Raw genomic sequence first — 21077 nt, 5'->3', positions numbered from 1 at the left:
CGAGGACGTTCTGTCGGCGAATTCTGCGTTGTGTCGGGCGTATTCTGTGCTGTGTCGAACCGTCTCGAGCAGTACCGACCGACGCTCTCAGCATCCAACGCCACGCCGGCGCTTTCGCTCGAAAGTGGTGGTTGGGCAACCGATTAGTCGGAAAAGACATGATTCATTTGTCATATGTGGTTGGTACAGGCACTCCGCCACCACAAATCGACTGTTCGCGTACAAATCGAAGGAACTGACACCACGTCTTCCCATCGAGTAACCGTCTTCTCTCTCGATCGGGGAAAGCACCTTCTCGAGCGAATTTAGCGCCTATTTCGACGTATTGGGTGATTGAATTTGTGCGGTATCTCTCGATCTGATCGACACACATGTCCATAATGATAGCAGTGTTCGAATCGGAGTGTTTGACTGTTCTGAGCGCCGGATCGAACCGTCACAGAACTCGAAAGACGCGTGGCGTTAAGGATTCTCGAACGGGGCGACAGCGTCGTCGGGTTCGTCGGTCTCGAACCGATCGAGCGCCGTCGAGAGTCGGTTTGCTCGCTCGGCGAGTTCCGACATCGATCCCGTCACTTCGGTAAGCGCGCTCGTCTGCTCCTCGGTCGCGGCCGCAACCGTGTCGGCCCCGGTCGCCGTCTCCTGGCTGATCGTCGCAATCTCGCTCACCCGCGAGACGACCTCGTGGGTGGACTCCATCTGTTGTTCGGTCGCAGTAGAGATCCCCTGGACGCCGCCACTGGTTTCTTCGGCGTACTCGGCGATGTCCTCTAGGGCGTCGGCCGCCAGTTCGACGCGACGAGCCGTCACGTCGATCTCGTCGCTCGTCTGCTCGACCGCGCTCACCGATCGCTGGGTCTGTTCGCGGATCTGCTCGAGGTGGGTTTCGACCTCCGCGGCGGCGTCTTTGGCGCTTCCCGAGAGCTCTTTGACCTCCTCGGCAACGGCCGCGAAGTCCTCGCTGTCACCACTCGACGGCCGGACCGCCTCGAGGTTCGTGTTCAGCGCAAGCATGTTCGTCCGGTCGGCGATCACCTGGATTCGGTCGATCAGCGTATCGATCTTCGCGACCTCCTGCTCGAGTTGGCCGATCTCCTCGACCGCTCGCTCCGATTCGACTTCGATCGACGCCATCCCGGAGATCGCATCACGGGCGGCCTCGCGACCCTCGTCGCCAGTCACTGCGGTCTCCTTGGCGAGCTCTGCGACCTCGTTCGACGACTCGGTGATCTCTCTCGTCGTTCGCGAGAGTTCGGAGAGTTCCTCGGTGACGTCCTGTAACGACTCGTTCTGTCTGGCGGCGCCGTCGGAGATTCGCTGGACGGAGTCGGCGACGTTCTCCGATGCCTCGCGGACCGTCCCGCTCGAGCCGGAGACCTGCTCGCTCGCGGCCGCGACCTCACCGGCGAAGTAGTTCAGCCGCGCGATCGTCTCCTCGAGTTGCTCGAGCATCCCGTTGAACTCCGTCGCGACCTCCCGCATCGGTTCGGTGTCCGTCGCGTCGGGATCCATCCGCACCGTGAGGTCGCCCTCCGCGGCCGCCTGCATCACGGCCGCATAGCGGTTTGCCGCACGCGTGAGGTCTTCGTTCATGTGCTGAGTGTGACGTCGCTCGCGTTCGGCTTCCTCCCGGGCGCGTCGTGTCTCGTCGATCCGATCACGAAGCGAACGGCGCATGTTGTCGAACGCGACGTACAGCTGGCCGATCTCGTCGACCCGATCCGTCTCGAGGTCGACGTCGAGGTCGCCCGCTTCCATGCGGGAGGCCCTGTGGCTCAGTCTGTTGATCGACCGCGCCGTGTTCCGGCCGACAACCGCCCCCATCGCCGTGATCAGAAGCACCAGTCCGGCGGTAGCCGTAAAGCCGAGCCACTGAACGGTGGTGACAAAGCCGTAGGCGTCGGCAGTCGGTTCGTGGACGAGCACGGTCCAGTCAGTTCCCTCGACGGGCGCGTAGCCGACGACGTGTTCCTCCGCGGGGAATCCGTAGGCCACGAGGGCATCCGACGTCTCCGCCGACGCTATCGTCCGGGAACCGGGTCCGGCCGGATCGTCGAACCCGTCGTCGCTATCGTAGGTCAACCCGAAGTGGGCCAGATCCTCGCCGTACCCGTCGTCGCCGAACACCAGGCGCTGTTCACCGTCGAGGACGAGCGTCGTCGATCGATCGTCACCGTGCGTGTTGAACTGCTCCGTGTACTGCTCGAGTTCGACGGTGTAGACGACGCCGATCGCACCGTCGCCAGTGGTCTGGGCGTAGGTGACGACCGGTTGCCGATCGTCCTCCTCGAGCAGGTACGGACTCGACCGGTAGACGGAGAACGGATCGATCTGCTCGAGCAGTCCCTCGGAGTCGGGAACCGAGAGCTCCTCGACGGAATCGCCGGTGAGCGTCCGGTCCGTACTGGCGATGATCTCGCCGTCGGCAGTGTCGACGATGTGGATCGCGTTCGCCCGATCGGGATGTTGAGTGTACTGGCGAAGCTCCGTCGTCGTGAGCCCTCGAAGCTCGGGGCTCCGGATGAGCGTCTCGACCCGTTGTTCGTTGCTCTCGGACCACGCCTGGAGGTTCTTGGCCTCTTGTTCGGCGAGGGTCGCGTACTCCTCGTCGGCGTTGTCCTGGACGTGTGCCCGGATCTCCTCGGTGGCGAAAAATCCGATCATTCCGACGGATGCACCGATCAACAGGAGTACGATCCCGAACTTCAACGCGTAGCTCCTCCGGATGACCGAGGGCACGTTTCGACGAAGCCTGTCCAGCATCGTACGGATACAGGGAAAACATCGACATTAGCGTTTTGTATACTGCGTCGCGTTCGCTCGCTCGACTCGTCGCGGCGGCCACTACGCCAAGCGATGGTGAGAGCGAGTGTAAAGTTGTAGTCACAGCGCCCCTAACGGACGATATCGAGCAGACGGGCGGCCGTCGCCTCGACGTCCCAGGATTCGAGAAAGGAGGCGAACGCCTCCTCGAACTGATTTTTCGTCGCAGGGTGGACCGCGGAGCCGTGAGTGATCGTCGGTGGCTGAGCCGTCGAGGCGTCGAAGTCATCGATCTGGTCGCGGAGGAACTCGGGGAACTCCTCTGCAGGGACGTCCGTCCGCGGCGGGATAGAGCCCTTGGGCGGATTGAACCGACGCTGTGCGTCGACGGAGCCACAGTACTCGAGGAACTTCTCGGTCAACTCCGGAGAGGGATTCGGCTCCGGCATCACGAACGCGTCGAGCACCATCGTATACACCCCCTCCGTCCCGGGATACGCGACGTGATCCCACTCCGCCCCGTAGACGAGACCCGCGGAACTGTAGTGGCCGGCCGCCCAATCACCCTGATGAGTAAACGCCGCGTCGCCGGCGATTACCTGTGCGTTCGCCTCGTCCCAGGCGATCGAACTCGCATCCGGGCTGACGTGCTCGCGGGAGCGTTCGATCAGCGAGAGCGAGTCGGCGACGGCCCCTCCCAGTCCATCCACGTCGCCCTCGAGAAACGACTGGAACGCCCCAACTCCGTGCTGGCCGAGGAAGACGGTCTCCCAGAGTTGGACCGTCGGCCAGGCGTCCTGTGTCTGGTGGGCGAGGGGGGTGTACCCGGCGTCGGCGACCGCGTCGAACGCCTCGAGCAACGTCTCGGGGTCGTCGATCGCTTCCGGGTCGACGCCGCTTTCTGCGACGATGTCGACGTTGAAAAAGAGGTTGTTCAGCCGGTGAATGTTGATCGGCACCGCGACGTACGCCCCGTCGCGGCGCGAGAGTTCTTGGACGCTATCGATGTACCCCTCGCGCATCTCTTCGGACCAGAGCTCCCCGAGGTCCGCGAGCACGTCCGAGTCGGTGAACGGACGAAGCGACTCACCCGGCCAGATCTGGAACGACGACGGCGGCGAGTCGTCGATGAGCCGCGACTGGACCGCGGCGTTGAGCGCCGACCCGGCGCCACCTGGCGCGGGATTCTCCTCGATCACGGCGTCGTCGTGCGCCTCGAGAAACCCATCGAGGAGCGCCTCGAGGGCGTCCTCCTCGCCGCCGGCCGTCCACCAATGGACGAGTTCGAGTTCGGCTTCCTCGGTCGGATCAGTCTCGTCGACCTCGTCGCTCGAGCGATCGGACGACGTACAGCCTGCGAGACCGACCGTCACCCCGCCGAGTGTCCCGGCCCGTCGGAGTACCGACCGCCGGGACGCGCTCGATCCCTCGATAGTTCCCCGACCCATCGTACACCGGTCAATAGTGCTATCCGTGTATATCCTTTTCTACCGATGGCGGTGACGGCACGGGGTGGCCGCAGTACCGATCGTGGCGACGGTGAGTGGCGACCACAGCCCTCGGACACGAGCCTCGGTCGAACACGACCATTCCATGCGGGTGCCACGCCGTTCGACGACGATGACGACCGAACTCGGAGACGTCGGCCCTCGACTCGAGGGCGACCAATTACAAGTAACAGTATTTCGATGATATCATTAAATAATATTAAATTCGTCATTTGATAAGTGCCGAGAGAGCGGAACACTGCCACGGCTACACTGAAACGATATCCCGTACGAGACCGTCGGGTCACGGTGGTTAGTGTCCGTCAAAACGCGTCCAAAGCGTGAAGATAACGGAGTTCCGCGGACGCCCAACTCTCGTCGCTCGAGGGCAACTTAGCCAGAATGACCGGACTGTACCCAGGATCTTCAGAGACACTTATCAGTAATCTATATATAGGCCACATTTATTATGATCGGAAGGGGTATCTGTCCCTTTCGCTGAATGAGGCGCTAAGCCCCCTTCTTCAGCGAGCACCGACCGACCGGGGGACGCGAGCAAGGAGGAGATACAGCTAACGAAGCACTTGTACAGCCCATCGACGAGGTTCGTCCCGCGTACCAACTGATCACTACGACTGCGTGGTCTCTGAGCTCTTCGGCGGATTCGGTGGCGTCCCGGGGAAGGTGATGCGTCGCCCGATCAAGTTCAGTGGTAGGCTTATCAATCGTCGCTTGGTGCACCCCTCGAGACACCGGTCCAATCGACCATGCGATCGATCGCGACGAGGTCGAGACCCTCGAGTTCGTCGTCCATCGCGACTGTGTACTCGTCGTAGCTGACCGGGACGACGACGGCCTGGGACATCAACATCTCCTGTGCCTGGCCGTATAGCGTCGATTTTCGACCGGCGTCACGAGTCTGATACCCCTCCTCGATCAGGTCATCTACCTCGCCGCCGAGATTGTACAAGCCCGTCCCCTCGGCCTCGTACAGTTGAACGTTGTTCTGTCCCTCCGAGTGGAACGTATCGTACATCCGGAAGTCGGCCGCGACGCTGTGCGAGCCGAGTTGGACGAGAAACAGGTGGCTCTCGCCAGCGTACATCGCGTCCCAGAACGAACTCTCCTCTATGACCTCGATCGAGGTTTCGACGCCGATCTCCGAGAACGCGCCCTGTAGTGTCTCGGCGACGGCTCGACCGTCGACCAGCGTATCGTACGTCGCTAACGTGAGTTCTTCTCCGTCGTACGCAGAGGACGAGATGAGCGATTTTGCCCGCTCGAGGTCGCGGTCGTACCGCGGGAGGGACTCGAAAGCCGCCCACTCGATCGTGGGAGCAAACGGTCCACGGGCGGGCGAACCGACCCCCTCGAGAACCGAGTCGACGATTCGTTCCTGTGAAACCGCGTAGTTGAGCGCCCGCCGAACGTCCGGATCGTCCATGGGCTCCCTGTAGAGATTGATCCCGGCGAACGTCGTCTCGGTGCCGGGTATCGTTCGAACCGTGATCCCGTCGGTCGCTTCCAGGGACTCGAGCTGGGATCGAGGGGGTTCGAACGCGACGTCGATCTCCCCCGACTCGAGCGAGAGAGCACGCGTACTGTCGTCTTCGATGGCACGAAACGTGAGCCGGTCGAACTCGGGGGTCTGGCCCCAGTAGTCGTCGAACGGTACCGTCTCGAGACGCTGACCACGCTCGTGCTCCTCGATACGGAGTGGTCCCGTCGCGACGACATCCTCACCCTCCCCCGAGTCAGGGTGCTGGATGGCGACCATATTGTGTGCGATCGTTCCGGGAAACGTCGGGAACGGTTCGGTGTTCGTGAACTCCACCGTGTGCTCGTCGATCGCCTCGACGTTCTCCGGGCGAAGGTGAAGCCAGCCCTCGACGTAGCTCCCTTCCGTTTCGAAGAGGTGTTCGAACGACCAGACGACGTCGGAGGCGGTCAGTCGATCGCCGTTGTGACAGACGACGTCCTCGCGCAACGAGAACACCCAGGTCGTCTCGTCGACCGGTTCCCACTCCGTCGCCAACCACGGACGAGGCGTCATCTCGTCGGTCGTCCAGACCAACGGCTCGAATACTCGCGTGTAGTATGGAACGACTCCGCCGTACGCAGTATCCCACGCACCCCCGGTCGGATCGCTCGGAAAGGAAGCGACGAGATCTTCGCCTGATTCGTCTGGCTGACTACCGAGACAACCGCAGACGGTTCCAACGCCGGAGGCAAGGCCGGCCGCAACCAGTTCACGTCTCGAAAGTGAGATCGACATTGGCTAATAAATCACCACCATCTCGTAATATATCTTGTTAATTTGTACACCACGATTGTTAAGCCAGCAGTCGGCGACGCTGGCCGTCGAGGGTACGGAGCGATCACGCGACGGAGCTGGGCGCTCGAGTAGCCGCTGCGGTGATAATCCTGTTCTGGCATCGCCACCGGGAGTTCATCGTCGACCTCGTAAAATTACCCACGCTCGAGCAAACTCGTGGTTCGTCGACAGCGTCTCGACGGCGGTCTCGTACTCGACCGATCGGCCGCGGCCAGTCCGTCGAGGCGGGCCTCAGCGTGAGTCTGCAGGCACTCGTAACGCTCGAGGATCCACTCGGGAAGCGACGAGCGTGATAGTCGCGCCGAGGGTCGCCTCGACGACGGCCGAGAGCGCGGTCTGAACGACATCGTTCCCGCGAACCGTCGCGAAGACCTCCGGCGAACGCTGGGCGCTCGCGATACGTCGACGAACTCGCGGACGACGTAAACCGGCTCGGCGTCAGGTGGTTCGAAAGTCCAGGGGCCTTTCATCATCGAGCGAAACCTTTGGTTTCGCGGAGCTCGCGGAACGACGTTCTGCTCAGTCACGGAATATCTTCGATCTTCCGAACGACGCCGAGGCTTCCCATCGTTCAGTCGGACACTCCCACGATACCATCGGCCTGATAGCCTCGAGCGAGTGGGGGACGGCGAGACCGAGCAGATCGAGGAGCCAATCGGGGAAGAGGGAGATCGCGTCGATATCCCCGAACTGTTCGATTAGGCGTTGTCTCCCTCGTTTCCGTCGGTCAGCGTCACCTCGTCGTCTTCGCCATCACCGAGTTCGTCGTCTTCGCCATCACCGAGTTCGTCGTCTTCGCCATCGTCGTCTTCTCCATCACCGAGTTCGTCGTCTTCGCCATCGTCGTCTTCGCCATCGTCGTCGAACCCGTTGCCACCCGCTTCGTCGTCTTCGCCATCATCGTCTTCCATCTCGTCGTCGAATTCGTTGCCACCTGCTTCGTCGTCTTCCATCTCGTCGTCCATTCCAGTGTCGTCGGGGTCGTCCTGGTCGTCCGCACAACCTGCTATCGCCGCAATCATACCGACACCGAGCGCTTTCGTGAATCGACGTCTGTTGAGGGTTGGTGCTTTCATAGCGTGCGTTCGACCCGATGGTGAATTGATAAATAAGGCTGAGACTCCGTTTCTACGATTCGTTTGGCTTAAGACGAGTTGTGATTCTTGCAGTGGAGGCAATCGAACGGTTAGCTGTATGACAGTCCGTCCCAGTTACGTAACTGTCTACCACTTTCCGCCTATACCCCGGTTAATCCATCATCACTGTCAACAACACTCCTCGGCTTCGACGGCCGACCTTCGAACGACCTGCGTTCCCACCGATAATCGAGGCCATCGTCGTCGATTGCGGCCCGTGTGACACCAGCCGTTGCCGAGACGGCGTGTCGGGGGTTAACACCAGTATAAGCAAATCCGATGGTGGTTTCGTCCTGGGTATGCAAACCGTCATTCTCGCGGCGGGACAGGGGACGAGAATGCGTCCGCTCACCGAAACGATGCCGAAACCGATGCTTCCGGTCGGCGACCGACCGCTGGTCGAACACACCGTTCGAGCCGCAGTCGACGCCGGAACCGACGAAATTATCCTGGTCGTCGGGTACGAAGGAGACGTCGTCCGCGAACACTTCGGTGGCTCGTACGCGGGCGTTCCGATCCAGTACGCAGAACAACCCGAACGAACCGGAACGGCGAGCGCACTCCGTGTCGCGAGCGAGTACGTCGACGACCAGTTCGCGGTCGTAAACGGCGACGTCGTCTACGAGCGGGAGTCGCTCGTCGACCTGTTCCGTTCCGGGCCGAGTATCGGCTCGACGCGCGTCCAGGAGCCGTCGAACTACGGAATCCTCGAGGTCGGGGATGGAGCGGTGACCAAGATCGTCGAGAAACCTGCCGATCCGCCGGGGAACCTCGCGAACGCCGGCGTGTACGTCCTCCCTCGTCGGGCGCTCGAGCACCTCGACGTTCCGAAGAGCGAGCGCGGCGAGTACGAACTCACCGACGTCCTCTCGCGGGTGATCGAGGACGGCCACGTGAGACACGTCGAACTCGAGGGCTGGCTCGACGTCGGTCGACCGTGGGAACTCCTCGAGGCGAACGGACAGCACCTGCGAGAGATCGAGTCCAACGTGTTCGGCGAGGTCAGCCCCGACGCGAAACTCGAGGGGCGGATCGTCGTCGAGGAGGGTGCGACGGTTCGATCGGGCGTCGTCCTCGACGGACCGGCGCTGATTCGATCGGGTGCGACCGTCGGGCCCAACGCCTACGTCCGTGGCCCGACGGTCGTCGGCAAGGACGCGTCGGTCGGTCACGGCGTCGAGATCAAAAACAGCGTCCTGTTGGCCGGAGCCAGCGTCAACCACCTCTCGTACGTCGGCGACAGCGTCCTCGGCCGCAACGTGAACCTCGGGGCCGGAACGACGGTCGCGAACCTCCGACACGACGACGAGCCCGTGCAGATGACCGTCAACGGTGACCGCGTCTCGACCGGCCGCCGGAAGTTCGGCGTCGTCCTCGGCGACGGCGTCAGGACGGGCATCGACACGAGCCTCAACGCCGGCGTAACGCTCTCACCAGGGGCGACTACCGAACCGGGTGACGTCGTCACTCGAGACCGATGACGTGCAGATACCGAGCGACGCGGTCGACGACATCGACTGCGACGAGAGATCGCTTCACTCGACGCGCTCGGCGCCGAGACTATCGAGCCCGAACCCCTCGGGCGGGCGATCGACGTTCGTCCAGTCGATTTACGATCGAACCCACCGGGTTTAACGGGTCGATAATGAAGTCGTTCAGGTCCCACGCGAGAGGTAGACAATCGTACCGAGCGACCCCGCTGTCGGCGTTCGGCCGGCAACGGTCGAACGGATTCGCTGACTACGAACGAGGCTTACCGAACCGATGACCAAGACGAACCGTCGAGACGATACTGTATCGCCTACGAGTACCGCGGCCGACGCGAGCCTGGAGACCCTGCTCGTCGGAATCGACGCGGGATGTCTACCGGTTTTCGAACGACTGTTCGAAGCCGACCGTATTCCGACGATCGAACGGCTCTGCACCGAGGGAGTGGTCGCACCGCTCGAGTCCCAGATCCCACCGTGGACGCCGAGCGCCTGGCCGTCGATCTACACCGGCGTCAATCCCGGCAAACACGGTGCAATCGGCTTCGTCGGCTACGACGGCTACGACTGGCACGTGACGAGCAACGACGACGTCCATGAACACCCGCTGTGGACGCTACTCGACCGGCAGGGCCACTCGAGCGTCGTCGTCAACGCGCCGGTCACGCACCCGCCCGACGAGTTCGACGGTGCGGTGATTCCGGGCTTTCTCGGCCCCGAAGATCCGCCCTGTCACCCCGACGGGCTCCTGGACGACGTCCGCGACGCGATCGGCGAGTACCGCGTCTATCCGAACTACACGCGCGACGACGATTCGTTGTCCGACGACGCGAAGCTCAAGGAGTACCGAAACCTGATTCGAATGCGCGGCGCGGCCTTTCGCTACCTCGTCGACGAGTTCGATCCCGACTTCGGGTTCGTCCAGTTCCAGAAGACCGACACCGTCTTCCACGAGTTCGACGGCGACGAGGACTCGGTCGATCGCGTCTACGAGGCCACCGACGAACAGATCGCCCAGCTACTCGAGGTGTGCGATCCCGACCGCGTGTTCCTCGTCAGCGACCACGGGATGGGCACCTACGACGGCTACGAGTTCCGGATCAACGAGTACCTCAACGACGAGGGCTACCTCGAGACGACCACGGGCGGGAAGGGGATGCCCTCCTGGACGCCGATGCGCAGACGCCTCCGCGAGGGCGAAGAGTGTGATACCTGGGAGCCCGGCGTAGCGGCCCGCACGGCCTCGATCGCGGCACGATTCGGCGTGACCGCCACTCGCCTTCGGCGGGCTCTCGAGCGGGTCGGACTCGCCGACGTTGTGATCGAACACGCGCCTGGCGGCGTCTCGCGGACGGCGAACGAACAGGTTGATTTCGCCGGGTCGAAGGCGTACGTCCGCGCTCGAACAGAACTCGGCGTCCGGATCAACCTCGCAGACCGGGATCCGGCGGGCGTCGTTCCGTCCGACGAGTACGAACAGCTCCGCGAGGAACTGATCCGAACGCTCCAGACCGTCGAAACACCCGAGGGGAAGCCGTTCTTCGAGACGGTCGCGCCGCGTGAACAGTACTTCCACGGGGAGTACGACGAGGAAACGGTCGACATCGTCACGATCCCCGCGGAGTTCGAACACATGGTTACCGAGGAAATCGGCCATCGGAGCGATGGCTATTTCGACGCGGCCGAGCCCTGGAATCACAAACTCGAGGGAATCTTCGCGGCGACAGGCGAGGGGATCGACGACACACTTTCGATCGATCGCGCACACATTTTCGACGTTGCGCCTACGGTCATGGCGTCGATGGGGGCCCCATACAGCGATCGGATGGACGGAAACGTCCTGGGGATCGTCGATTCCGTCGAACCGACTACCTATCCGCCGTACGACGGCGAGGATGACGAGCGGTCAACACCGGACGAAGACGTGACCGACCGACTGGCGGACCTCGGGTACATGAATTGATACGGATTACTGTCCGCCGTCTTCGGCGCGACCGTGACCGCCTTGCGGTCACCCGGTATCCCACAGTATTCCGTACGAAACGGTCTTACGCGGCGTATAAGTATGGACTCGTGGCACAGACTCCGCAAACACCGACACTTCGATGGGATTTATCGCAGAAGTCCGCCTCGCCCACGACGAGCTGGTGCTGGTACCGACGATGAAACGCCAACCGGACGTGGCGTTGCGACACGAGTACGAGACAGTGTGTGACGGAAACCGCGTCCAGTTCGTTTCCGCGTTCGGCGACCCGGACGGCCGCCTCGAGGAGACGATGCGCGACGATCCGACCGTCTCGGATCCGACGCGAGTCGTTGCCTTCGGCCAGCGGGAGATCTACCGGTTCACAGTCGAGACTGGTCTCGAGGTCGTTCCCGGGCGGTGTGTCGAGTACGGGCTGTTCGTCTTCGCCGTCACGAGCGACAGGAGCGGCTGGACCGTCCGGGTCCATCTCCCGGATCGCGACGCGCTGACCGCGATCAGGCGCTGGTATCGGGATCGCGATGTTTCGTTTCGCGTGATGCAACTGTGTGAGTCCGCCGCCCCCGACGACGGCACCTACTTCCTGACCGACAACCAACGCGAGATCCTTCTACTGGCCTACGAGGGCGGCTACTTCGACGTGCCGCGGGGGACCACACAAGACGACCTCGCCGAACATCTCGACGTCACCGATTCGGCGGTCTCCCAGCAACTGCGCCGAGCCATCTCGAGGCTAATCGCCGCCACGCTCGAGAAAGACCGGACCGTCGACACTGTCGCGTGACTGTGTTCACGACCCCGTCTTCGATTTAGAACCGACTCGCGCGTGTGGTCGCCACGGAAGTAGGGTTTATACGGGTGTTAAACGCCGATATCGGGCTTGGAAGACGATATTCGATCGGCTCGAGTCGAACGGTTGCCCGTCGTGAAATCGTTTCGTCGATCGAACGGGTCGGAAATTTCGAATTATCGGGTCGGAACTCGAACTTAAAAGCTTGCTATCCGAACCCCTAGTTACTGGGTCCCTTCATCGTTTCAAAACAAGTGACTATCAATGACGGAACGAAGCGGTATGCGCGATTTCTACCGGAAGAGTGAGCCAAAAGCGGGGGAGCGTTCGATCGAGACCGATTCCGTATCCGAGTCGTCTGGGCAGTCTCGACGGACGGTTCTGCGAGGTGTTGTGGTCGCGGGTGCGACGGTGATCGGAGCCACAGCTGCGGCGAGTACGCCTGTGGCCGCGTTCCACGAGGACTACGAGAACGTCGTCGACGTCACCGAGGCCGGCGCGGACGATACGGGCGAGGAGTCGATCACGCCGGTGCTCGAGGATCTTCGGGCCGACAATACGGCGTTTTACTTCCCGGAGGGGCGCTACTACATGGACTCGCAGTTTCGGTACACCGGCTTCGAGAACATCGGATTCTTCGGTCACGATGCGACGCTCGTGCCCGCGAACTACCACGACTTCGACGGGCCGCAGTTCCGGCTGTTTCGGCTTGGCGTCGACTACAATCCCGGCCGCGAGCTTCGATTCGAGGGGTTCGACGTCGATCAGACGGCCCCCGACACGGGGATTCGCGTGATCGAGGCGACTATCTCGCGGGACCTGCAGGTACGCGACGTCACGATCGAGGGCGAACACGACAGCGGCACGTGGGGCCCCGGCATGGTCGCCGTCAGCGATCCGGACGGACAGGGCGTCGTCGAACGCTTCCGGGCCCCCGACGGCGGTCGCCACGCCGACGAGACGCCAAACGCCGGCAACGTGTGGCGCGGCCCGATCGGCATCGAGGCGAACACGAACGTCGGCCGCCTCGAGTTCAGCGACTGCGAACTCGGCGGCTTTCCGGACAACGGGCTGTACGCGGTCAACGACGAGGGGACGGTCGTCGTCGACGGCGGTCGCTTCGCGAACAGCAACGGTGCGAACGTTCGTCTCGGCGGCGAAGGAAGCGAGATCAGGGACGCGACGATCGAGGTCGATCGAACGCGGTCGTACGACAACAGCCAGCGCGGTATCCGCCTCGAGAACGGTGACGACCTCCGCGTTACGGGAGTCGACGTCACGATTACGTCGCCCCAACCCACTAGCCACGCAATCGCGGTGATGAACACGTGCCAGCGGTCGCGGATCGAGGATGCCTCGATCGAACTGCGTGGCGAAGACGTCAACCACGGCATCGTCGTCTCGCCCGAGGCCGGGTATTCCCACGTCGTCGACTGCGAGATCGTCCACGAGACGGCGGGCGGCTACCCACTCTGGATCCGGGAGACCGACAAGCAGGACCGCGTCCTCGTCGAACTCACCGATATCTCGGGCGAGGCCGGCGTCACCGGGGCAGGCTTCCGGGACGGTATCCGCTGTGGTCGGGACGACTGTCGGTTCAGTCACGTGACCGTCGACCAGCCAGGACGCGACGGTGCCGACCGTAACGGACTCGTCGTCACGGGCGACGACGTTACGATCTATAGAGGCGAGTTTCGCGCGAGTCAGTATCCCTACGTCGACCAGGGGAACGGGAATCACCTCCGGAACTCCGAAGCCGAATCCGACGCCGACGGACTCGAGGGCGTCCGCCTCTATCCCGGAATCGAGGGCCCGGCGTTCCGGGTCAACCGCATCGTCAACGGTATCGACGATCTCGGTGCCAGCGACGTCCTGACGTGGCGAAACACCTACGAGTAGCGAGAAACCGGTTTGGCTGCAAAACGGTCATCATGCGAGCGCGTCGGTAGCCGCGATTGCCTCGCGGAACGTCACCACCTCGAGGTCGCGCTCCTCGACCCACTCGAGGGTTTCTCGGATGCGTTCCGTGGTGACCTCCTCTTTGAAGGTGTGTGCTCCCAGAATACCCAGCGCTTCCTCCTCGGCGATCCGGTCGAGTTCCGCTTGCACCTCCTCGCGGGTGGTGAACTCGACGAAGTAGTCGCGGTTGGTCTCGAACGGGTCGAACGTCGCGGGGTCGTTGCTCATCGATCCCGGGTAGACGTTCGAGATACCGTCGTAGTACTCGCGCGCGATGTCGATCGTCCGCTCGTCGACGACGTCGTACGGCGCTAACAGGGTGTCGACCTCGAAGCCGAGCGCCTCGAGTTCTCGTTTCGACTCGCCGAGGAACTCGCGCATGACGTCCTCCGGGTAGCGTTCGACGGTCTCGCCGGCGGCGAACGACGTTTCGAGTGGCTCGTCGAACTCGAGGTAACCCCCGACGTCGTCGGTGTCAGAGCCGACGACGGTTCGGCGCACGCGTTCGTCGCCGTCCGTGATCTCGACGTCGTAGCCGTGGTGGAAGCCGTGATTGCGCTGCTCGGGGTAGATCCGGGTATCCTCGGGCGCGGCATCCTCGACGAGTTCGAACGCGCCGAGAGCGGTGTGGGCGGTCGTGTGCGAGGAGATTTCCCAGCCGGTGTCCGCGAGTTCCTCGAGGTGGTCGACGGCCATCCAGTCGGTGCCGTTGAAGTCCTCGCGGCCGATCCACTCGGTGACGATCCCCACAGTCGCGGGTGCGTCGAACTCCTGGTGGATCGGAAACGCCTGTTCGTAGTCCTCGATCGGGCCGTCGTCGTAGACGAAGACGACGGCGCCGCCGTCGATGTCCGGGGCGGATTCGGCCTCATCGTCCTCGTCGTCTCCGTCCTCCGAACCGCTCGCGCCCTCATTGGCGTCAGTCTCGGTCTCGCTACCAGATGCCGAATCGTCCTCGTCGCCGACCGACTCGTTCCCGCCGGTCGGATCGCTCTCGTTCCCGTCGCTGTCGGTAAACCGGCCGACACAGCCGGCCGTCAGTCCGATCACGCCCGTGCCAGCCGTCCCGAGGAGGCGACGGCGTGTCGATTCCTGGTCCATCGTTCGCATCGATCTGACACTCGAGCGCCCATACTTATCGCACAGTTAACGGCCGCCGAACGGTCGTCTGCGTGCCGACCTACGATTTCGCTCGAACTCGACGCCGGACGAGTCGGCGAGCATGACCGCCGGCAACGCTCGAGCCGGTCGGTTTCGCCCTCGGGGTACGAAACTGACTCCTCCTCGCGGTACGGAACCAGCTCTCCCTCGAGACCCAGAACTGACAGCCGTTTCGGCCGCAATCGCGGCCATCGCGGCGTTTAAGACGGGTATAATAAGGTCCCGTCGGCGACACCGCCTCGATACTGTGGTCAGCGTTTCCGCTATCGATCGACTGGACGGCGATGGGATCCGTCGGCCGTCGAATCCTTGGGGTAGATTGCGACCGTGCCCATGAACAGGAGCATCACGAGCGGCGTCTTCTCGGTCGTCAGCGCGAAGGTCGTCGTGTTGATCGTGACCGCCGTCTCGACGCCGCTTTTGTACCGGTTCCTCGGCGCGTCGGCCTACGGCGATTACGCGGTCTTGCTGTCGGTGTTCGCCATCTACATGATCTTCGTCAGCTCCGGCATCACCGACGGCGTCCGGAAGTACCTCGCCGAGGATCGCTCCGTCGTCAACTGGCAGGAGCACGTCGTCGGCTTCTACCTGCGGCTGGCGATCGGGCTCGCGGCCGTCGGAACGCTCGTCATGGTCGCCGGCGTCGAGTTCGGCGTCGTCGGGCTCGCATTCGGCGAGGAACGGACGGTGTACTTCTACGTCCTCGCGATCCTCGTGATCACGGCCCAGTTTCGCGACTACGGCCGGAAGACGCTCATGGGCTTTGGCCTCGAGCGCTATTCGGAGCCGCTGAAAGTCCTCGACAGGCTCGTCTTCGTCGTCGTCGCGATCCCGTTAGTGTACGTCGGCTTCGGCGTGGTCGGTGCGCTGGCCGGCCACATCGTCGCGAGCGCGCTCGTCGGGCTCGTCGGACTGGTGGTCGTTCACAGTCGGGTCTCGTTGACGGCCGTGTTCTCGCGGCCGACCGACCGGTTCCCGCGAACGCGGATGCTCACGTTCAACTCGATGAGCATCGTTCTCGTCTTCCTGTTGATGTCACTGTACCACGTCGACATCCTGATGCTCCAGCAGTTCCGTGAAAGTTCGGACGTGGGCAACTACCGGGCCGCCCTCCAACTCGCCGAGTTCCTCTGGTTCGTCCCGCTGGCGCTCCAGACGGTGTTCGTCCACTCGACCTCGGAGCTGTGGTCCCGGAATCGAACTCGGAAGATTACCGAATTGGCCTCACGAACGACGCGGTACACGTTCCTCCTGACCGCCGTCATGGCGATCGGTCTCGCGGCGCTCGCAGACGTCGCCGTTCCGATCTACTTCGGTGCGGAAGCCGAGCCGGCGATCGAACCGCTCCTGTTGTTGCTCCCTGGCGCGCTCGGGTTCGCGCTGGCTAGGCCAATCCTCGCCGTCTCGCAGGGGAACGGAACGCTCCGGTATCCGGTCGCCGCGACTGGTGTCGCAGCAGGGGTCAACGTCGCCCTCAACGCCGCGCTGATCCCGCAATACGGTATGCACGGCGCGGCGATCGCGACCAGCATCGGCTACGGCTCGATGTTCGTCCTCCACTGCTGGAGCGCGCGTCTGGTCGGCTTCGACCCGCTCGCGGACGCGCGCCTCGCTCGGACAGGGCTGACGACCATCCTCGCTGGCGTCCCCATCGTCGCGCTCGCGGCGGCGATTGCGAACCCGTGGCTCGCGCTGGTCGTCGTCCCGCCGGTCGGCTTCGCGGTCTTCCTCGGGTTCGCGCTGCTCGTCGGCGCGCTGGACCCCGCAGAGCCCTTCGAGATACTGGCCGCATTCCCAGATCCCGTCGGATCGACGGCGGCTGACCTGCAGGCCCGACTCGAGGCTCTCGAAGAGAGCTCCCCGCGAAGCTGGCTCCAGACGCTGCTGTTCGGTACCGGTCTCTCCCTGCTGGTCTCGGGACTGACCGTGGGGGTGCTAGGGGTCGACGTTCCGGTCGTGGTGCCCTGACGAGTGACCGGGACTGACGTATAGCGGCCCGTCTCAGTACGTCTGTGGCGGCCGCTCGAGAATTTCGAAGATTTCGCGGGCCCGGTACTCGCGATTGCGTTCCTTGCCCGTCGTCTCCTCGAGGAGGTCCGCTTCCTCGAGTCGTTCGAGCGCGCGATAGGCGGTCGGTGCAGTGACGTCGAGGAGGTCTTGAACGACGGCGGCTGTGAGATACGGCTGTTCGAAGAGTTTGCACGCGAGTCGTGCGTACGTTGCGGTGTCGTCCCCGTATTCGGCTTCGTACTCCTGCTGCAGCGTATATAGTTCCCGTGCACGCACCAGCGACTCTTCTGCCTGGCGGCGGATCCCCGTCACGACAAATTCGATCCACGCTTCCCACTCGCCGTCCGTCCGAACGGCGTTCAGGCGGTCGACGTACGTCGCCTTGTACCGGTTGAAGTACTCGCTGAGGGAGAGGGTCGGTCCCTCGAGATACTCCTGCTCGTACAACTGGAGCGTGATGAGGAGTCGACCGAGCCGTCCGTTGCCGTCCCCGTGCGGGTGAATCGTCTCGAACTGGTAGTGAACGAGTGCGATATCGACGAGCGGGTGGTAGCTGCCGCCGGTCCGAACGTACGTCAGCAACGCGTCCATCAGTCCGTCGACGGCACTCGGAACGGGCGGAACGAACGTTCCGAGATGATTCGGGACCGTCTTGAACGAGCCGATGGTATCCGTCTCGCGCCGATCGTCCGGCACGTTGGTGAGCAACGTCTCGTGAAGGTGATGGAGCAAATCGATCGAGATACCGTCGCCGCGATCGAGTGCCTCGATGCCGTTCTCGAGCGCCCGCTCGTAGTTGAGCACTTCTTGCACGTCCTTCGTCTCGGCGACTGCCGTCGCCGAGTCCGCTGTGGACTCGTCCTCGACCAGCGACGCGGTCTCGAAACTGTAGAGCGCGTTGTAGTCGATATCCGCTCCCTCGATCTCGGACGACTCCATCGCCTCCTTTCGGAGCAGCGACGTGTACAGTACAGGTGCGAAATCGGTCGTCGAGCTGAATCCCCGCAACCGTCCGAGCCAGAACGTCGCCTCCGAGAGCGTCTCGTACAAGTTCGCCTCGAGTTGTAACTCGCGATCCGGCGGCAGCGGGTCCGGGCTGTAGTACGGCCGGCGGTCGTACGGGACGAGGCGACCGGGCGCATCGTCGGATAATTGTTGTCGCACTGTTCGTAACTACAGTCGTATTGACGGCCGGTTTAGTTAAATTTGTCCATTAGAATATAACTATGGCTACGATCAGACCGACACTATTCACGTATCTTACGGAAGTCGAAACTACCGCACCTGCCGCTCGAGGTGTTCGCTCTGGCCCATGTCGAACACCATCGCGAACAGGAGGAAGGCAACACCGGCGACGACCGACAGCAGGATGCTCGAGTTCGAGACCCCTGCACCGATGGCCGCGAGTCCCGCCAATAGCGTCAGCCCGGCCGCGACGACGCCGGCCGTGGCCAACCCTGCACCCACGACGTAAAACAGCGCCAGGGGGTGAAAATCGAGCACGAGATACTTCGTCTTGAGCCGCCACAGGAAGTTTCCCAAGAGCATGGTCGACACCTTCGGCACGTACTCCGTGTACCGAATGCTCGACTCCTCCTCGCCGTAGACCGCAGGCATCGCCACGTCCGCGACCGTCATTTCTTCGACGTTCAGCTTCACGAGCAGGTCGTTGCAGTAGCCGTAGTACTCGTAGAGCCCCTCGACGTCGATCGCCTCGAGCGCGTCGTTGGAGATGGCCGTGTACCCGTTCTGGGGGTCCATGGTCTTCCAGTATCCCGAGGCGATCTTCGTCAGGAACGTCAAAATCGCGTTGCCGACGAACCGAAAGCGGGGCATCGCCGCGCGGTACTCCGCCGAGAGGAGCCGATTTCCCTTCGCGTAGTCCGCCTCACCCGCTGCGATCGGATCGAGCAGCCGTGGCATCTGCGAACAGTCCATCTGGCCGTCGGCGTCGACTGTGACCGTCGCGTCGACCCCCTCCTCGAGCGCGGCGAGGTAGCCGGTCTTGATCGCGCCGCCGGCGCCGCGGTTCTCTCGGTGTCGGATGGGGACGACGCGGCCGACCGGGTCGTGGACTGCCGCCCGGCCGGCGAGGACGGAGGCGCCTCCATCGGCGACGAGCGGTCCAGCGCCCTCGCGGCTGGGACCGTGATCGGAATCGGAATCGTAACTGCGACCCTCCTCACCGCTCGAAGTGCGACCCGCATCCTCGCGAGCGGCCGCGAGGATCTCGTCCCAGGTGCCGTCCGTCGAGCAGTCGTCGATCGCGTAGACCCGATCGACGTAGTCGGGCACCTCGCGGATCACGTCGCCGACGAACCCCACCTCGTTGTAGGCGGGCAACACGACGGCGACGCTCGCACCACGGTACATCTCAACTCCCACCTCGGCTACGGTCCGCCAACAGCTCCGACGCAGTGACGACCTCGAGATCGCGCTCCTCGACGTACTCGAGTAGGTCGACGAACGCGTCCTCGGCCATCCCGTCGCCGCCGATATCCTCGAAGTGGAGGACGGCGAGTTGCCCGTCCGCGGCGGCGTGGTCGACGTACGTCCGCGTCGTCTCGCCGGCGGCGGCGGCGAAAAATCCCACGTTGTGTGGATCCGTCAACGGAAGGGCGTTCGGCGCGCCGCCGTACCGAAACGCCAGTTCGTGGTGGTCCCTGACGAGGTCGATCGTGTTCGGACCGAGCCGGTTCCGGGGCGTGACGAAGTGGGCCGTGCCGTCCGCGAAGCCGCGGCTCTCGAGGAAGGCGTTCGTTCGTTCGATGGCCCCCTCCTGGCGCTCGGGTGTGAACTCGGGGAGCGACTGCGTGCCGGTCCGCGGCCGAGCCGCCACGTCCCAGCCGGCGTCGGTTAGCTCACCGAGTTGGTCGACCGAGAGGCGGCCCCCCTCGCCGACGGCGTCGGGGATAACCGCCTCGACGCCAGTAAAGCCGTACGACTCGAGGTGCTCGAAAGCGACGTCGTAGTGGCTCTCGAGGGTGGCATCGAACAGCAACAACACCGCCCCGGTTCCCGCCCGGTCGACCGCTCGAAGGTCGTCGAACCGACAATCGATCGGTCCCGTGTGATCGCCGCGGCGGCGGGCCGTAAGACGGATTTCGCGTACGTCCGCGAGGTCGGGGTGGCCGGCGACGCGTCCGGTTCCGAAATCGACGCGCACCCACCGATCCGTCGGCCCGACGAGCGTCCGATCCATCGCGTGGACGTTACTCGAGTTCGGGGCAAACAACTCGAGCGTGAGGTGCAGTTGCTCGCGGCCGGTGAACGAGACCGCCAGCGAGAGGTTCGTCTCCGTCAGATCCAGTCCGTCGGGGAGCGTCCGATAGACGGCCGCGTACTCGGTGTCGGCGTCCGCAGTGAGGCGAGCCGACTGCGACCCCGCGTAGGTATCGTCCGTCGCGGCCTCGAGGTCCCCGGCGTCGATCATCGACACCCAGCCGCCGAGGTCCTCGAACGAGTCGATCGTCTCGCCGGGGAGATCGAGCGTCGCCTCGGTTTCGCTCGAGTCGTCGCTGCCGTCAGTAGCACCCGGATCCAATGTTGGTGGTGGGGACTCCTGGTCGTCGGCCACGTGGCGCCACTCGGGGACGCCCGAGAGACAGCCCGCGAGGCCGAGCGTTCCGACCGCTGCAGCCGAGGTGACGAACGATCGTCGGTTTCGATACGTCATCTATCTCGACGACGAACCGTCCGACCTTTCTTATAGAGCCGTTAGTGGAACGTCGGCTTTCGACACCGGTCGAGGCCGATACCGACTGTATCTGGTCGCTTGGATCGTCCGCGGTCGTTTCGCAGACCTCAACACACGTGACGACAATCGGGCCACATAGCGACAGGATCTGCCCTCACAGCGACACCAATGGGCCACACAGCGACGGGGACCAGGGAGGGGAGTCGAGCCTATCGTAGCCACTGAAGGTAATTGCACACCTGATCGCCAGACGAAAAGCGCGGTTCTC

At 63.3% G+C, this 21077-nt stretch carries 13 protein-coding genes; 5 read left to right on the top strand and 8 right to left on the bottom strand.

What is annotated here, in order from left to right; all coding sequences use genetic code 11:
• Window positions 1-462: 462 nt before the first annotated feature.
• From AB7C87_RS17655 to AB7C87_RS17640, 4 genes are all read right to left on the bottom strand, one after another.
• A complete protein-coding gene (locus AB7C87_RS17655) occupies window positions 463-2763 on the bottom strand; it encodes a methyl-accepting chemotaxis protein (RefSeq protein WP_369730819.1) in 2301 nt (766 codons plus the stop codon).
• A 131-nt stretch (window positions 2764-2894) separates the two neighbouring features.
• Window positions 2895-4211 (bottom strand): ABC transporter substrate-binding protein, encoded by a 1317-nt coding sequence (locus AB7C87_RS17650; RefSeq protein ID WP_369730818.1) that lies wholly within the window; start codon window positions 4209-4211, stop codon window positions 2895-2897.
• Between the two features lie 760 nt (window positions 4212-4971).
• The gene (locus AB7C87_RS17645) at window positions 4972-6525 is read right to left on the bottom strand and encodes an ABC transporter substrate-binding protein (protein ID WP_369730817.1); all 1554 of its coding nucleotides are present in this window, start codon (window positions 6523-6525) and stop codon (window positions 4972-4974) included.
• 758 nt (window positions 6526-7283) lie between these two features.
• Window positions 7284-7607, bottom strand: a complete 324-nt coding sequence (locus AB7C87_RS17640) for a hypothetical protein (protein WP_369730816.1) — start codon at window positions 7605-7607, stop codon at window positions 7284-7286.
• 413 nt (window positions 7608-8020) lie between these two features.
• Here AB7C87_RS17640 and glmU point away from each other — a divergent pair, with 413 nt between their 5' ends.
• The 4 genes from glmU to AB7C87_RS17620 all read left to right on the top strand — a co-directional run bounded on the left by glmU (window position 8021) and on the right by AB7C87_RS17620 (window position 13881).
• Window positions 8021-9202 (top strand): bifunctional sugar-1-phosphate nucleotidylyltransferase/acetyltransferase, encoded by a 1182-nt coding sequence (gene glmU, locus AB7C87_RS17635; protein ID WP_369730815.1) that lies wholly within the window; start codon window positions 8021-8023, stop codon window positions 9200-9202.
• Between the two features lie 283 nt (window positions 9203-9485).
• Window positions 9486-11171, top strand: a complete 1686-nt coding sequence (locus AB7C87_RS17630; RefSeq protein ID WP_369730814.1) for an alkaline phosphatase family protein — start codon at window positions 9486-9488, stop codon at window positions 11169-11171.
• Between the two features lie 142 nt (window positions 11172-11313).
• The gene (locus AB7C87_RS17625; protein ID WP_369730813.1) at window positions 11314-11976 is read left to right on the top strand and encodes a helix-turn-helix domain-containing protein; all 663 of its coding nucleotides are present in this window, start codon (window positions 11314-11316) and stop codon (window positions 11974-11976) included.
• A 270-nt stretch (window positions 11977-12246) separates the two neighbouring features.
• Window positions 12247-13881 (top strand): right-handed parallel beta-helix repeat-containing protein, encoded by a 1635-nt coding sequence (locus AB7C87_RS17620; RefSeq protein WP_369730812.1) that lies wholly within the window; start codon window positions 12247-12249, stop codon window positions 13879-13881.
• A gap of 30 nt (window positions 13882-13911) precedes the next feature.
• On the opposite strand, the gene AB7C87_RS17615 is transcribed toward AB7C87_RS17620, so the two are convergent.
• Window positions 13912-15042: a polysaccharide deacetylase family protein gene (locus AB7C87_RS17615; RefSeq protein ID WP_369730811.1), complete on the bottom strand. Its 1131-nt coding sequence runs from the start codon at window positions 15040-15042 to the stop codon at window positions 13912-13914.
• Between the two features lie 393 nt (window positions 15043-15435).
• On the opposite strand from AB7C87_RS17615, the gene AB7C87_RS17610 reads away from it, so the two are divergent.
• Entirely contained in the window at window positions 15436-17070 is a 1635-nt protein-coding gene (locus tag AB7C87_RS17610; RefSeq protein WP_369730810.1) for an oligosaccharide flippase family protein, read from the top strand.
• Window positions 17071-17103: 33 nt separating this feature from the next.
• Here AB7C87_RS17610 and AB7C87_RS17605 read toward each other — a convergent pair whose 3' ends face one another.
• From AB7C87_RS17605 to AB7C87_RS17595, 3 genes are all read right to left on the bottom strand, one after another.
• Entirely contained in the window at window positions 17104-18276 is a 1173-nt protein-coding gene (locus tag AB7C87_RS17605) for a Fic family protein (RefSeq protein ID WP_369730809.1), read from the bottom strand.
• 111 nt (window positions 18277-18387) lie between these two features.
• Complete coding sequence (locus tag AB7C87_RS17600) at window positions 18388-19485, bottom strand: glycosyltransferase family 2 protein (protein ID WP_369730808.1); 1098 nt, start codon at window positions 19483-19485, stop codon at window positions 18388-18390.
• A gap of 1 nt (window position 19486) precedes the next feature.
• Window positions 19487-20788, bottom strand: a complete 1302-nt coding sequence (locus tag AB7C87_RS17595; protein ID WP_369730807.1) for a polysaccharide deacetylase family protein — start codon at window positions 20786-20788, stop codon at window positions 19487-19489.
• Window positions 20789-21077: the final 289 nt, after the last annotated feature.

The sequence above is a fragment of the Natrarchaeobius versutus genome (assembly GCF_041205745.1).
GTDB lineage: Archaea > Halobacteriota > Halobacteria > Halobacteriales > Natrialbaceae > Natrarchaeobius > Natrarchaeobius versutus.
This window is presented reverse-complemented; position numbering and strand designations above follow the sequence as displayed.

What these genes read in the sequence shown, in the direction of transcription:
- AB7C87_RS17655 (WP_369730819.1), bottom strand. Translation starts at nt 2,763, where the DNA reads ATGCTGGACAGGCTTCGTCGAAACGTGCCCTCGGTCATCCGGAGGAGC.
- AB7C87_RS17650 (WP_369730818.1), bottom strand. Translation starts at nt 4,211, where the DNA reads ATGGGTCGGGGAACTATCGAGGGATCGAGCGCGTCCCGGCGGTCGGTA.
- AB7C87_RS17645 (WP_369730817.1), bottom strand. Translation starts at nt 6,525, where the DNA reads ATGTCGATCTCACTTTCGAGACGTGAACTGGTTGCGGCCGGCCTTGCC.
- AB7C87_RS17640 (WP_369730816.1), bottom strand. Translation starts at nt 7,607, where the DNA reads ATGATTGCGGCGATAGCAGGTTGTGCGGACGACCAGGACGACCCCGAC.
- glmU (WP_369730815.1), top strand. Translation starts at nt 8,021, where the DNA reads ATGCAAACCGTCATTCTCGCGGCGGGACAGGGGACGAGAATGCGTCCG.
- AB7C87_RS17630 (WP_369730814.1), top strand. Translation starts at nt 9,486, where the DNA reads ATGACCAAGACGAACCGTCGAGACGATACTGTATCGCCTACGAGTACC.
- AB7C87_RS17625 (WP_369730813.1), top strand. Translation starts at nt 11,314, where the DNA reads ATGGGATTTATCGCAGAAGTCCGCCTCGCCCACGACGAGCTGGTGCTG.
- AB7C87_RS17620 (WP_369730812.1), top strand. Translation starts at nt 12,247, where the DNA reads ATGACGGAACGAAGCGGTATGCGCGATTTCTACCGGAAGAGTGAGCCA.
- AB7C87_RS17615 (WP_369730811.1), bottom strand. Translation starts at nt 15,042, where the DNA reads ATGGACCAGGAATCGACACGCCGTCGCCTCCTCGGGACGGCTGGCACG.
- AB7C87_RS17610 (WP_369730810.1), top strand. Translation starts at nt 15,436, where the DNA reads ATGAACAGGAGCATCACGAGCGGCGTCTTCTCGGTCGTCAGCGCGAAG.
- AB7C87_RS17600 (WP_369730808.1), bottom strand. Translation starts at nt 19,485, where the DNA reads ATGTACCGTGGTGCGAGCGTCGCCGTCGTGTTGCCCGCCTACAACGAG.
- AB7C87_RS17595 (WP_369730807.1), bottom strand. Translation starts at nt 20,788, where the DNA reads ATGACGTATCGAAACCGACGATCGTTCGTCACCTCGGCTGCAGCGGTC.